The following is a 12,020-nucleotide window of genomic DNA, read 5'->3' as shown; positions in this document are numbered from 1 at the left end:
CCGGTCGATACCGGTTGGGCAAAAGAACAATCACGTTCGGCGTCGTGTGTCTCGATAGACCACCCGTTCAATGGAGATGTCCGAAATCAGGATTCGGCCGGTATGAGTCGGCCACGTGTGCTTTGTGTAAGTAGCGATCGATCGACACGAGCCTCGATTACGCTATCGCTGACGGACGCGCCGGTCGATGTCGTCATCGCCCAGCGACCCGCCGAGGCGATCGAGCGACTCGAGCGGGAGTCGATCGATGCCGTCGTCATCGACGCGAGCACCGTCGCGGACGTACCGGCGCTCGTCGAGGGCGTCGAGCGCAAGGCCCCCGAGACGCCGACGATGGCCTACTGGGCGGACGACGGCGAAGAGGGTGCCGTCGTGGGGGGCCTCAGTGCTCGAGCGACCGACACAGACTCCGCGCCGTGGCTAGCAGACGAGATCGTCGAGCGAACCGACGCCGTTCCGAACGCCGCGGTCGCGGCCGGTACCGGCACTGAAACCGCCGCACTCGGTGCGAACGCCGAGGGCGCTTCCGCACTCGAGAACCGGTCTGACGATCTCGAAACCCTCGTTAGTCGCATCCGCTGTCGGTTAGTTGACGCCACGTCACCGCTCACCGTCGAGCGGGTGCTTCGCGAGGAGTTGACCGACGGCGATCGGTTCGCCTTCGCGTGGGTCGGCGAGTACGACCGAGGCGAACGCGCGATCATCCCGTGGCTCTCCGATACGGACACCTCGGAGTGGCCGCTCCAGCGAACGTTCGATGTCGGCAGCGGTACCCAGCCGCTGCTCGAGCGGGCCGTCCGGACCGGAGAGATCCACAGTACACAGTATGACGAAGGCGAGCGAGACGCCGTTCCGTTCGGCGACCTCGCGTTCGAGCGCGGCGTTCGGTCGGTCGCCGTCGCACCGCTTGCCACAAGCGACGAGCCGTACGGGGTGGCCGTCGTCTACGCGACGAAGTCGATCTCCGAGCGCGAGCGGGACGCGATTCGAGACGCGACTGCGGCGGCCTCTCACGTCCTCGAGACGATCGCCCTCCGCGGCCGGCACGAACAGCAGGAACGAGCGCTCCATCGGTACGAGCGACTCGTCGAGACGGCGGGCGACGGAATGTACGTGCTCGACGAATCGGGGCACTTCACGACCGTCAACGACGCGCTGGTCGAGATCACCGGCTACAGCCGCGAAGGACTGCTCGGCGAACACGCGTCGATCCTGTTCGATCGCGAGGACGTCACCGCCGGCACAGAGATCATTCGATCGCTCATCGAGACCGGGAGAAGTACCGATACCCTCGAGTTGACTCTCGAGACGAAACCCGGAGAGACGATCCCCTGCGAGGCCCAGATCGCCGTGCTCGTTCCCGACGGGGAGTTCCTCGGCTCGGTCGGCGTGCTTCGGGACGTAACCGAACGGAAGCGCCGGGAACGCCAACTCCGCGAGCGCAACGAGCGCCTCGACGCCTTCGCCCGGATCGTCAGTCACGACCTCCGCAACCCGCTGAGCGTCGCACAGGGCTATCTCGACCTGTTCGAGGACAGCGGTAACCCCGACCACGCCGCCAAGACCCGCGAGGGACTCGACCGCATGGAGTCGATCATCGACGACGTGCTGGCGATCGCCCGCGAGGGCGAGTGGGCGGCCGACACCGACCCTGTCGACCTCGAGTCGACCGCACGCGAGGCCTGGGAGTACGTCTCGACGGCCGACGCGACGCTGTCAGTCACCGGTACGACGACGCTCGAGGCCGATCGATCGCGACTCCTGCGACTCCTCGAGAACTGTTTCCGAAACAGTATCGAACACGGTGTAACCACCGAGACGGTTCGCGTCGGGCCGCTCGAGGCGGACGAAAACGGCTCGTGCGACGGCTTCTTCGTGGAAGACGACGGCGAGGGGCTCCCCGATGAGCAGCGGGGGACCCTTTTCGATCCCTCGGTGTCGTCGTCGACGGAAGGGTTGGGAATCGGACTCTGGATCGTTAGAGAAGTAGCTACGGGACACGGGTGGTCGGTCGGCGCGACCGAAAGCGACGACGGAGGGGCCCGCTTCGAGTTCGAGACGACGGATTAGTTTTCGGATTGGAGGTCCTGAAACGCGCCGACGAAGTCGTCGTGAGAGGACATCCCGGAGACCGTTTCGTCGACTCGTTGCTCGAGTTCATCGACGCGGTCACAGAGGTCCTGGTACTCCTCGTTGTCCGCGAGTTCGCGGTCTGCCTTCTCGGACTCCAGCAGCGCCTTCTTCGAGACGAGCGCGTAGTACTCCTGGATGTCCGACTCGTAGTCCGAGCGGTCGGCAACGTCGTCGACCATCTCGACGAGTTCGTCCTTCGAGACCGGCTTGACGAGGTAGTCGTCGAAGCCCATCTCGATGATGTCGAAGTCCGGATCGACCGCCGTTACCATGACGATCCGGGAATCGTAGCCGTCGTCGCGGATCTGCTCGAGGACCTCGTCGCCGGACAGTCCCGGCATCCGCCGGTCCAATAGGACGACCTCGACGGAGTCGGTCATTTTCTCGAGCGCTTCCTCTCCGTCGTACGCCGTCGCGACGGGACGCTCGTCTTGGAGCCACGCGGCAAACAGGTCCGCGAGACGAGCTTCGTCGTCGACGACGAGCACCTCTGGCCCGTCACTCATCGGGTAACCCTCCGTTCTCTTCATCGATTACAGCCACGGGACACCAATGGTACCTCTTCGTGATAAATCTCGCGACCAGATGTCAGAAATGCCACATATATCGCACCCGATAGCGGATAAATAGAGGGAATAGACACTGAAATTCGAACGCAGTCCGACCGGTATCCGGTCGCTGGTTACGCAGTCCGACTCGCTACTGGCCTTCGAATTCCGGCTCCTCGTCTTCCATGAAGGCCGTAATACCCTCCATCAAGTCGTCCGTCGCCATCAGGTGGCCGAAAGCGGAGGCCTCGTACTCGAGGCCGGCCTCCGTGTCGTCGCGGCCGGCGAGCATCGCGCGCTTGGTGAACGTCTGGGCGATCGGTGGGCCGCCGGCGAGGTCGGTCGCCAACTCGAGGGCGCGGTCCTCGAGGTCGTCGTTGTCGACGACCTCGTTGACGAAGCCGTAGTCGGCCATCGTCTCGGCGTCGTAGCGCTCGGCGGTGAGGATGATCTCCTTAGCTCGGCCCTCGCCGACGATGTGCTTGAGCCGCTGGGTGCCGCCCCAGCCCGGAATGAGGCCGAGGTTGAGTTCGGGCTGGCCGAACTGAGAGCGCTCGCTGGCGACGCGCATGTCCGCACAGGTCGACAGCTCCATCCCGCCGCCGAGACAGAAGCCGTCGATCCCGGCGACGACGGGCATATCGCAGGCCTCGAGGTCGCCGAACGTCGACTGGCCGAGCCGCGAGAGCTCCTGACCCTCGATCGGGTCGGCACCGCTGCCGGCCATACTTTGTACGTCGGCACCGGCCGAGAAGGCCTTCTCGCCCTCGCCGGTGAGCAAGAGCGCGCGGACCTCGTCGTCGGCTTCCAACTGCTCGATCGCCGTCGAGAGTTCCGCGAGCAGTTCGTCGCTGATGGTGTTCATCCGGTGTGGCCGGTCGAGGACGATGTGGCCGACGTAGTCGCCGGGATACTCGAGGCGGATCGTCTCGAAGTCGACGCCGTCGGCGTCCGCTGCCGACTCGTAGAAGCCGCCCGCGTCGGCCCGCTCCGCGAGGTACTCGTCGGGCGCATAGCGCTCGTGGCCGGTCTCCTCGTAGGCCTCCTCGAGGGTCTCGTGGAGGGTGGCGAGGCCGTAGTCGTCGACCAGTTTGACCGGGCCGTCGGGGAAGCCAGCCCCGAGCTTGACCGCCTCGTCGATCGATTCCGGCGGGGCGACATCGCCGCCGATCAGCTTCGCGGCCTCGTTGGCCATCGCCGCGAGGAGCCGCTCTTTGACGAACTCCGACTGCTGGTCGGTCGGGATCTGGACGCCGTCACCATCCTCGTAGTCGTAGAAGCCCTTCCCGGTCTTCTTGCCGAGTTCCTCGTTCTCGACTTTCTCCTCGAGCAGCGGAGCGGGTTCGTAGGCCTCGCCCAGTACCTCGTTCATGTACTCGAGGACGTGGTAGCTGACGTCGTTGCCGACCTGATCGCCGAGTTCGAAGCTGCCCATCGGCAGCCCCATGTCGTACTTGGTCGTCGAGTCGACCTCGGCGATGGTCGCCTCGTCGTTGCTGACCAGCCACGCGGCCTCGTTCATCAGCGGCACCAGAATGCGGTTGACGATGAAGCCCGGCGAGTCCTTGTGGACCCGAACCGGCGTTTTCCCGAGGTCCGCTGCAAGGGCTTCCGTGAGCGCCAGCGTCTCCTCGGCGCTTTCGGCACCCGAAATCACTTCGACCAACTGCATCCGCACTGGCGGGTTGAAAAAGTGCATCCCGCAGAACCGCTCGGGGCGCTCGGTGAACTCGGCGAGGTCCGTAATCGAGAGACTCGAGGTGTTCGTCGCGAAGATCGCTCGATCGGGGGCGTGCTCTTCGAGTTCCGTGTACACGTCCTTCTTGATCTCCATCTGCTCGGGGACCGCCTCGATGACGAAGTCGGCGTCCCCGACGGCTTCCTCCATATCGACCAGCGGCGTCACGCGCTCTTTGGCGGCCTCGGCCTCCTCGTCGGTGAGCTGGTCGTTCTCGGCGAGTTTGCCCAGCGACCACTCGATCGACTCGTAGCCGTTCTGGACGAACTCCTCTTTGATGTCGCGCATGTGTACGTCATAGCCGGCCATCGCGGCGACCTCCGCGATCCCGTGGCCCATGTTGCCCGCACCCAGAACTGCGACGGTGTTGATATCCTCGAGTTCCATGCCTAATCATCCTATGTGTTCCCGTTTCAACGTTTCCCTCTCCCCTCATAGAAACGATAGTTCTGTTTACTGTCGGTTACAAACTTCTTTATCGCTCCGTTAGTAACGATTGTCCATGGAATTCGGACTCAGCGAAGAACAGCAACAGATCCGCGACGAGGTCCGTCGGTTCGCCAAAAACGAGATCGTCCCCAACGCCGAGGAGTACGACACCGAGGAGAAGTTCCCCCACGAAATCGTCGACGAGGCCGCCGAAATGGGACTGGTCGGCTCCTCGATCCCCATCGAGTACGGCGGGGCCGGCTACTCCACCCTCGAGTCGGCGCTGATCGCCGAGGAACTGTTCTCCCACGACCCCGGGATCGCGCTCTCGATCATGGCCTGCTCGTTCGGGACCGAGGCCATCCGCGAGTTCGGGACCGAAGACCAGAAGGAACGCTTCTTAGAGCCCGTCGCGCTTGGCGAGAAGATCTCCGGCGCGGCGATTTCGGAGCCCGACACCGGCTCGGACGTCTCCTCCGTCTCGACCCGCGCCGAGAAAGACGGCGACGAGTGGGTGATCAACGGCAACAAGATGTGGATCACCAACGGCACCGTCGGCGACTTCTTCGTCGTCCTCTGTAAGACCGATCCCGACGCCGAGAGCCGCTACGACGGCTTCAGCCAGATCATCGTCGAGTCAGACCGCGACGGCTTCAGTTCCGACAAGATCACCGGCAAGCTCGGCATCCGCGCCTCCGACACCGCCGAACTCATCTTCGACGACGTCCGCGTCCCCGAAGAGAACCTCGTCGGCGACCGCGACGCCGCCTTCCTCCAGCAGATGCAGTTCTTCGATGCCACCCGGACCGGCGTCGCCGCGCAGGGACTCGGCATCGCGAGAGGCGCACTCGAGGCCGCACTGGACTACGCCGAGGACCGCGAGCAGTTCGGCAAGTCCATCTCGGAGTTCCAGGCCATCCAGCACAAACTCGCCGACATGGCGACCAAGACCGAGGCCGCGCGCAACCTGACCTACAAGGCCGCCTGGAACGTCGATCAGGGCAACGACATCACGAAACTCGCCTCGATGGCCAAGGAGTACGCCTCCCGCGTCGCCGTCGATGTCTCCAACGAGGCCGTCCAGATCCACGGCGGTGCCGGCTACGTCAACGACTTCCCCGTCGAGCGCTTCTATCGGGACTCGAAGATCACTCAGATCTACGAGGGCACCACCGAGATTCAGAAAAACGTCATCGCGCGGGAACTGCTAGATGACTAACGAAATTTTGCCCTGCGGTCTATCGCGGTCGCGATACCGCGACCGCGATGTCCCTCGGTAAAATCTTCAAAAGAGCGCGAAGCGCTCTTTTGGACAGCGAGGGACCGGAGGTCCCTCGAGCAGGCGGCGCGAAGCGCCGCCGACCTCGCGAGATCTTCGATCCCGCTCAGTTTCGATCAAAAGCACTCCTCCTTCCGTTCGCTGACTCGCGGTTTCACCGCTCGTCTGTTCGCGGCGCGTAGCGCCGCGCAACCGCTCTTCCACATCAGTCGTCGGCCCGCGAGCGCCGAAGGCGCTCGCGGCAGTATCGGGTAACTGCCTGCCCTCCCCCGGGTCATGCAGCTCTCACGTTCGTTCGAGCCGCATTCCCGGCCATTCGAATCGGTCGATCACTGCTTAGGCGAGTTCGTACCGTCCGTCTCGCCGCTCGAGATAGCCCCGATCCCGAAGCGTGCCGGTGATCGAGAGGATCGTCCCTTTGGTGACCGCGAGGTCATCACAGAGGTCGTCGGCGGTCGCGCCGTCACTGGCGGCCAGATACAGATACACTAGCTTCGCGCGAGCGGAATCGAGATCGGTCGGGATCGACACGTCGAGGTCCGTCGTCGCTGTTTGGTTCATACACGAAGCTGTGTGTTTCGACGATAATAAACGTCATCTACAACGATTGTCGAAATATTGTGGAGAAGTCGGCCGCCAAGACTGTCGATACGGGATGCGTCGATCGTCGAATGCCTGCCGAAGAGACGAGTCAGTCGCTCGAGTCGATGATTTCGGCTATAGTCGATCGTCGTACCACTGAATCGTGATACCGCTTCGCAGAGTTCCTACGGCCGGTGAATTCGGGCGGACCGCTTTTGTGGCCTCCCTCGCGAGTACTATCAAACCGATGTCGATACAACTCACGCTTCTCGCGCTCCTGACCGGATTGCTGACCGGCGTACTGTTTGGGTCTCTCAACGTTCCGATCCCCGCTCCGCCGGAACTCCCCGGAATGATGGGTATCATCGGCATCTACGTCGGCTACCGGCTGATCGAGCACCTCGATGTCGGCGTCAATCTCCTCGAGATACTCGGCGTGTAACGGAAGCCGAGGCTCACGTGTGAGCTATCGTGGGACTCGTCAACCGAACGCCTGATGAAAAATTCGCCGCAACTGCGGTCCGGGTTAGTAGCTGCGCTCTTTCGGCTCGTAGGTCTTGTTCTGGCCCTCGAGGATGACCGGGCGGTAGAAGATCGAGGGCTCGCCGTCGTCCCACGAGATGAGCGTGTGCTTGAGCCAGTTCTCGTCGTCGCGGATCTGGTTCTCCTGGCGCCAGTGGGCGCCGCGGAACTCGTTGCGCACGAGCGCGCCGAGCGCGATCGTCTCGGCGACGTCGATCAAGTTGCGCGTCTCGATGGTCTGCTGGAGGTCCGTGTTGAACGTCTTCGAGGGGTCGTCGACGTAGACGTCCTGGTACTCCTGTCGACACTCGCGGATGATCTCGAGTGCTTTCTTGACGCCCTCCTCGGTGCGGAAGACGTTGACGTAGTCGGTCATGGCCTTCTGGAGCTTGGCGCGGATCTCGGCGTGCTGGACGCCGTCTTCTTTGTCCATCAGGGTGTCGACGCGCTCGCGGGCGGTCTCGACCTTTCGCTCGAGGACGCCCTCGGCGTCGGCGGTGACGCCACCGTCTGCGGCGACGCCACCCGTCGTATCGAGTCCTGCATCGCCGGGCTGGACGGGGAGTTCGGTCTCGGTTTCGTCCTCGACATCGTCGCCGTAGCCGGTTCGGATCTCGGGCTCGCCGAGGTCGTCGCCGGCGGCGTGGCGGCCGGCGCGCTTGCCGAAGACGATCAGTTCCGGCAGGGCGTTCCCGCCGAGACGGTTGCCGCCGTGGACGGAGACACAGGCACACTCGCCGGCAGCGTAGAGGCCGCTGACGCAGGTCTGGCCGTTCTCGTCGACCTCGATGCCGCCCATCGCGTAGTGCTGGCCGGGCTTGACCGGCATCGGCTCGACGAGGCCGTCGACGCCCTCGAAGTCCTCCGCGAGGTGGAGGATGTTCTCGAGGCGGTCCATGATGCGCTCTTCCCCGAGGTGGCGCATGTCGAGGTGGACGTACTCGTCGTCGACGCCCCGGCCCTCGTTGACCTCGGTGAGTTCGGCGCGGGCGACGACGTCCCGCGAGGCGAGCTCGCCGGAGTTGTTCGCGTAGCCGTGCTCGAACATGAACCGCTCGCCCTCGTTGTTATAGAGGATCCCGCCTTCGCCACGGACACCCTCGGAGATGAGGACGCCCGTCGACGGCAGCGACGTCGGGTGGAACTGGATGAACTCCATGTCCTCGAGCGGTGCGCCCGCACGATATGCCATCGCGTGGCCGTCGCCGGTACAGGAGACGGCGTTAGTGGTGTGATCGAAGGCCTGCCCGGGGCCGCCGGTCGCGAGGACGACACCCTGACTCGCTTTGAAGCCCTCAATATTGCCGGACTGGACGTCGTAGGCGACGACGCCGTGGCACTCGCGGTCGTTCGGGTCCGACTCGTTGGTGGTCGCCAGATCCATCACGTACCACTCGTCGTAGACCTGAATGCCCCGTTTGACGACCTGCTCGTACATCGTGTGTAGCAGGTGGTGGCCCGTCTCGGCTCCGGCGTAGGTGGTCCGCGGATACGAGAGTCCGCCGAACGGACGCTGGGAGACTCGACCGTCCTCCTCGCGGGAGAACGGCATCCCCCAGTGCTCTAAGTTGATGGTCTCCTCGGGGGCGTCCTGTGCGAGGGTCTCGACCGCCGGCGCGTCGCCGAGGTAGTCCGACCCCTTCATCGTGTCGTAGGCGTGGAGTTCCCAGTCGTCGCCCTCTTGGAGGGCGGCATTGATACCGCCTTCCGCCGCGCCGGTGTGGCTGCGGACGGGGTGGAGTTTCGAGACCATCGCCACGTCGGCTCCCGCTTCGTGCGCTGCGATCGCGGCTCGGAGGCCGGCACCGCCCGCGCCGACCACGATAACGTCGTGTTCGTACATGATTACCAGAATTTCAGGTTTTTCTTGACTGCTTCCCGCTTGAGCTCCTGAATGTGCTCGGTGAGCGGAATGTCCTTCGGACACACCTCGGTACAGGAGAACTGAGTCTGGCACCGCCAGACGCCGTGTTCCTGCTCGAGAATGCGGAGTCGGTGCTCTTTGATCTCCTCGCCCTCGCGGTCGTCCATGGCGAACTTGTAGGCCTTATTGATCGCTGCGGGGCCCAGATACTCGTTGTCGCCGGCCGCGATGTTACAACTAGACATACAGGCACCACACCAGATACACCGCGAGGACATCTTGATCTTCTCGCGGTTTTCCGGGCTCTGGCGCTGTTCGTCGAGGTCTTCGACCGGCGGCGTGTCCTCGTCTTGGAAGTACGGCTCGACCGTGTGCATCTGGTCGTAGAAGTGGTCCATGTCGACGACCAGATCCTTGACGACCTCCTGATGGGGTAGGGGTTCGATGCGAACCGGCTGCTCGAGATCCGAGATCTGGGTCTTACAGCCCAGTCGCTGCTTGCCGTTGACGAAGAAAGCGTCGGAACCACAGACGGCCTGTCGACAGGAGTGTCGGAAGGTAAGCGACGAGTCGTACTCGTCGCGGGCGTACATGACCGAGTCGAGGACGGTCATTCCCTTCTCGAAGGGGACGTGGAAGTCGTCGAAGCGGGGTTCCTGTTTCCCCTCAACTTCGGGGTCGTAGCGGAACACCTTGAGGTGGACCGTCTCGCCCTCGAGTTCGGCCTTCTTTTCGGCGTGTTCGTCGACCATGCCGCCGCCTTTCTGCTCTTCGGCGGCCGGCGACTCCGCGCCTTTCATCTCCGGGTCTTCCGGTGCTTCCTGCGTTTCGGGTTCGGCTTGTTGTGTACTCATATCAGATCATCCCTCGCATCGTGAGTGCGACGTAGGTGCCCTGTGCAACGAGGGCGAGACTCGCGATGGTCAGCACTGCCAGCACGACCTTCTTTTGGGTTCCTTCGAGGCCCTGATTGACCAGAGCGTTGTAGACGCCGTTGACGCCGTGGAACGTGGCGGTAATCAGGAACAGGACCATCGTCAGGAAGTACCCGATGTTCTCCATTCGGGCCTGCGTACCCATGAAGGTTATCTCGTATGCGTGGTTGACGAAGTGCAAGAGGAAGAAGTGGAAGGCGAGAACGACGACGAGAAACGCCGCCGTGACCCGTTGGAGGAACCAGCCGGTGCCGCCGGGGGTAAAGGAGGAATATCGTTCCGCCATTAGATCGACACCCCCGTCAGGAAGGTCGGGACGCTGGCGACGGTGATCGCTCCCGTCAGGATCAGCGAGGCGTAGAAACTCTTGTCCTGTGCCTCGAGCCCGATGCCGAGATCGACCATCAGCAGGCGGAGGCCGTTCAGGATGTGGAAGACGGCCACGGCCAGCAGGCCCACCTCGAGCAGTCGGATGAGGAACAGCCCCTCGAGCCCGCCAAGCGTCGTGGTGTAGACGTCCGTCTCGTTTGCGATTTGCATTTCGTTCCCCGCTGCGCCGATGGAGGTGCTCAGCACGGCGATGTGGGTAAACAGGTAGCCGATGAGGATCCACCCGGTGAACTTGTGGAAGATCCACGCCCACATGCCGGCCGAGAACTCCTTCCAGCGACCGAAGTCCTCGATGAGACCGCGATTGTAAGACTGACTCATGCGCTCATGTGGACCGTTTGACCGTGAGGGTATAGAAGTTACTTTTATCTCTCCTGTCCCGACTTCCATCCGCGACAGTATGTTCAGAAGGAAATCTGTTTGCACCCCGGATACCCGAATCGGTTCGGGGCTCGGCCTCCGACCGTTTGACGACTGGCCGGTCAGTCGTTCTGGCGGAGTTCGGACCGCGAACTCTCCATCGTCCGCTCGCGCTCGAGCGCCGTGAGCGTATCCGGCGAGAGACCGACGAGATGACAGAGCGGGTTCCCCGGATAGACGACCGGATTCTCGAGGACGCCGACGATGAGGCCGGTAAAGGGGGCCTCGACGGTGACGATGTCTTCCTCTTCCTTGAAGGGGTTCGTGACGGTACAGATCACTTCGCCCTCCTCGACGAGCGCGCCGCGGCCGCGTTTCATGTCGACGATGCCGCCGGCGTCGGCGCGGAGCCACGTCTTCTCGTTGTCGTCGTCGATGATGGTCCGCCAGCCGGGCCAGTGAACCGACGATTTCCGGTGGAGGCCGAACTCGGCGAGGACGCTCGCGACGCCGGTGAGCGCGCGATCGATCAGGCGCCGCTGGAACCGGTGGGCCTCGCCCATTTCGACGGTGATCGTCGGAATCTCGGCTTCGGTTGCCTCCCGCCGGAGCGTGCCCGAAGGGCCTTCTCCGGCGATGATGACGTTCGAACTGAAGGCCTTGGCGAGTCGGCCCACGTCCGAGCGTTCCATGTTGGCCCGGACGTGGAGCATGTTCGTTCGCCCGCGCGTCGACGTGTGGAAGTCGATCCCGAGGTCACAGGGCTCGATGAAGTTCGTAAAGATCCGGTGGGCCATCCGTCTGGCGCTGGTCGACCCTTCGCGGCCGGGAAACGACCGGTTCAGGTCCCGATCGTAGATCGGTAGGTACCGCTCCTGGGCGAGGAATCCGGGGACGTTCATCACGGGCAGACAGACCAGCGTCCCATGGAGCACGGAGTGGTCCCAGTCGTGTGCGACCTCGCGAACGACCTCGATCCCGTTGAGTTCGTCGCCGTGGGCCGCCGCCGAGAGGAAGACCGTCGGTCCCGGCAACTCGCCGTTGATCACCGTGACGGGAATCCTGACGGGGTCCCCGAGGTACGTCTCGCTGATGCCGTAGCGGATGTTCGCCGACTCGCCGGGATCGACCCGACCGCCGTTGTACGTGAAGGGTTCGGCCGTCGCGTCGGAGTCGGGCTGATCGGGCGGTTCGGTCGCCGCCGCGTCGTCGCTCATATCAGGTTCTCCGGCGGCACCAC

General features: G+C 63.6%; 11 protein-coding genes. 3 read left to right on the top strand and 8 right to left on the bottom strand.

What is annotated here, in order from left to right; translation table 11 throughout:
- The first annotated feature begins 102 nt into the window (after positions 1 to 102).
- Complete coding sequence (locus tag ACJYUO_RS04025; protein ID WP_494344111.1) at positions 103 to 2,070, top strand: two-component system sensor histidine kinase NtrB; 1,968 nt, start codon at positions 103 to 105, stop codon at positions 2,068 to 2,070.
- Here the strand turns inward: ACJYUO_RS04025 and ACJYUO_RS04020 are convergent.
- Both ACJYUO_RS04020 and ACJYUO_RS04015 read right to left on the bottom strand, forming a co-directional pair.
- Positions 2,067 to 2,639 carry a HalX domain-containing protein gene (locus tag ACJYUO_RS04020; RefSeq protein WP_494344110.1) on the bottom strand — a complete coding sequence of 191 codons (573 nt, stop codon included), beginning with the start codon at positions 2,637 to 2,639 and terminating at the stop codon, positions 2,067 to 2,069. The two genes, ACJYUO_RS04025 and ACJYUO_RS04020, sit on opposite strands and share 4 nt — an antisense overlap.
- 193 nt (positions 2,640 to 2,832) lie before the next feature.
- Complete coding sequence (locus ACJYUO_RS04015; RefSeq protein ID WP_494344109.1) at positions 2,833 to 4,806, bottom strand: 3-hydroxyacyl-CoA dehydrogenase/enoyl-CoA hydratase family protein; 1,974 nt, start codon at positions 4,804 to 4,806, stop codon at positions 2,833 to 2,835.
- A 115-nt stretch (positions 4,807 to 4,921) separates the two neighbouring features.
- Here ACJYUO_RS04015 and ACJYUO_RS04010 point away from each other — a divergent pair, with 115 nt between their 5' ends.
- Complete coding sequence (locus ACJYUO_RS04010) at positions 4,922 to 6,067, top strand: acyl-CoA dehydrogenase family protein (protein ID WP_494344108.1); 1,146 nt, start codon at positions 4,922 to 4,924, stop codon at positions 6,065 to 6,067.
- A gap of 396 nt (positions 6,068 to 6,463) precedes the next feature.
- On the opposite strand, the gene ACJYUO_RS04005 is transcribed toward ACJYUO_RS04010, so the two are convergent.
- On the bottom strand, positions 6,464 to 6,688 hold the full coding sequence (locus tag ACJYUO_RS04005; RefSeq protein WP_494344107.1) for a MarR family transcriptional regulator: 225 nt from the start codon (positions 6,686 to 6,688) through the stop codon (positions 6,464 to 6,466).
- A 268-nt stretch (positions 6,689 to 6,956) separates the two neighbouring features.
- Here ACJYUO_RS04005 and ACJYUO_RS04000 point away from each other — a divergent pair, with 268 nt between their 5' ends.
- Positions 6,957 to 7,151 (top strand): XapX domain-containing protein, encoded by a 195-nt coding sequence (locus ACJYUO_RS04000; RefSeq protein ID WP_494344106.1) that lies wholly within the window; start codon positions 6,957 to 6,959, stop codon positions 7,149 to 7,151.
- 84 nt (positions 7,152 to 7,235) lie between these two features.
- Here the strand turns inward: ACJYUO_RS04000 and ACJYUO_RS03995 are convergent, their stop codons facing one another.
- The 5 genes from ACJYUO_RS03995 to ACJYUO_RS03975 form a co-directional block, all read right to left on the bottom strand.
- Complete coding sequence (locus ACJYUO_RS03995) at positions 7,236 to 9,074, bottom strand: FAD-binding protein (RefSeq protein WP_494344105.1); 1,839 nt, start codon at positions 9,072 to 9,074, stop codon at positions 7,236 to 7,238.
- 2 nt (positions 9,075 to 9,076) lie between these two features.
- Entirely contained in the window at positions 9,077 to 9,949 is an 873-nt protein-coding gene (locus tag ACJYUO_RS03990) for a succinate dehydrogenase/fumarate reductase iron-sulfur subunit (protein ID WP_494344104.1), read from the bottom strand.
- 1 nt (position 9,950) lies between these two features.
- A complete protein-coding gene (locus ACJYUO_RS03985) occupies positions 9,951 to 10,316 on the bottom strand; it encodes a succinate dehydrogenase hydrophobic membrane anchor subunit (protein WP_494344103.1) in 366 nt (121 codons plus the stop codon).
- Entirely contained in the window at positions 10,316 to 10,741 is a 426-nt protein-coding gene (sdhC, locus tag ACJYUO_RS03980) for a succinate dehydrogenase, cytochrome b556 subunit (protein ID WP_494344102.1), read from the bottom strand. The genes ACJYUO_RS03985 and sdhC overlap by 1 nt, the downstream gene beginning before the upstream one ends.
- Positions 10,742 to 10,902: 161 nt before the next feature.
- Positions 10,903 to 11,997 carry a succinylglutamate desuccinylase/aspartoacylase family protein gene (locus ACJYUO_RS03975; RefSeq protein ID WP_494344101.1) on the bottom strand — a complete coding sequence of 365 codons (1,095 nt, stop codon included), beginning with the start codon at positions 11,995 to 11,997 and terminating at the stop codon, positions 10,903 to 10,905.
- Between the last annotated feature and the right edge of the window lie 23 nt (positions 11,998 to 12,020).

It is taken from the genome of Natrinema sp. CRL1, assembly GCF_059162405.1.
This window is presented reverse-complemented; position numbering and strand designations above follow the sequence as displayed.

Excerpts from the sequence above, each read along its gene's own strand:
- ACJYUO_RS04025 (WP_494344111.1), top strand. The coding sequence starts at position 103 with ATGAGTCGGCCACGTGTGCTTTGTGTAAGTAGCGATCGATCGACACGA.
- ACJYUO_RS04020 (WP_494344110.1), bottom strand. The coding sequence starts at position 2,639 with ATGAGTGACGGGCCAGAGGTGCTCGTCGTCGACGACGAAGCTCGTCTC.
- ACJYUO_RS04015 (WP_494344109.1), bottom strand. The coding sequence starts at position 4,806 with ATGGAACTCGAGGATATCAACACCGTCGCAGTTCTGGGTGCGGGCAAC.
- ACJYUO_RS04010 (WP_494344108.1), top strand. The coding sequence starts at position 4,922 with ATGGAATTCGGACTCAGCGAAGAACAGCAACAGATCCGCGACGAGGTC.
- ACJYUO_RS04005 (WP_494344107.1), bottom strand. The coding sequence starts at position 6,688 with ATGAACCAAACAGCGACGACGGACCTCGACGTGTCGATCCCGACCGAT.
- ACJYUO_RS04000 (WP_494344106.1), top strand. The coding sequence starts at position 6,957 with ATGTCGATACAACTCACGCTTCTCGCGCTCCTGACCGGATTGCTGACC.
- ACJYUO_RS03995 (WP_494344105.1), bottom strand. The coding sequence starts at position 9,074 with ATGTACGAACACGACGTTATCGTGGTCGGCGCGGGCGGTGCCGGCCTC.
- ACJYUO_RS03990 (WP_494344104.1), bottom strand. The coding sequence starts at position 9,949 with ATGAGTACACAACAAGCCGAACCCGAAACGCAGGAAGCACCGGAAGAC.
- ACJYUO_RS03985 (WP_494344103.1), bottom strand. The coding sequence starts at position 10,316 with ATGGCGGAACGATATTCCTCCTTTACCCCCGGCGGCACCGGCTGGTTC.
- sdhC (WP_494344102.1), bottom strand. The coding sequence starts at position 10,741 with ATGAGTCAGTCTTACAATCGCGGTCTCATCGAGGACTTCGGTCGCTGG.
- ACJYUO_RS03975 (WP_494344101.1), bottom strand. The coding sequence starts at position 11,997 with ATGAGCGACGACGCGGCGGCGACCGAACCGCCCGATCAGCCCGACTCC.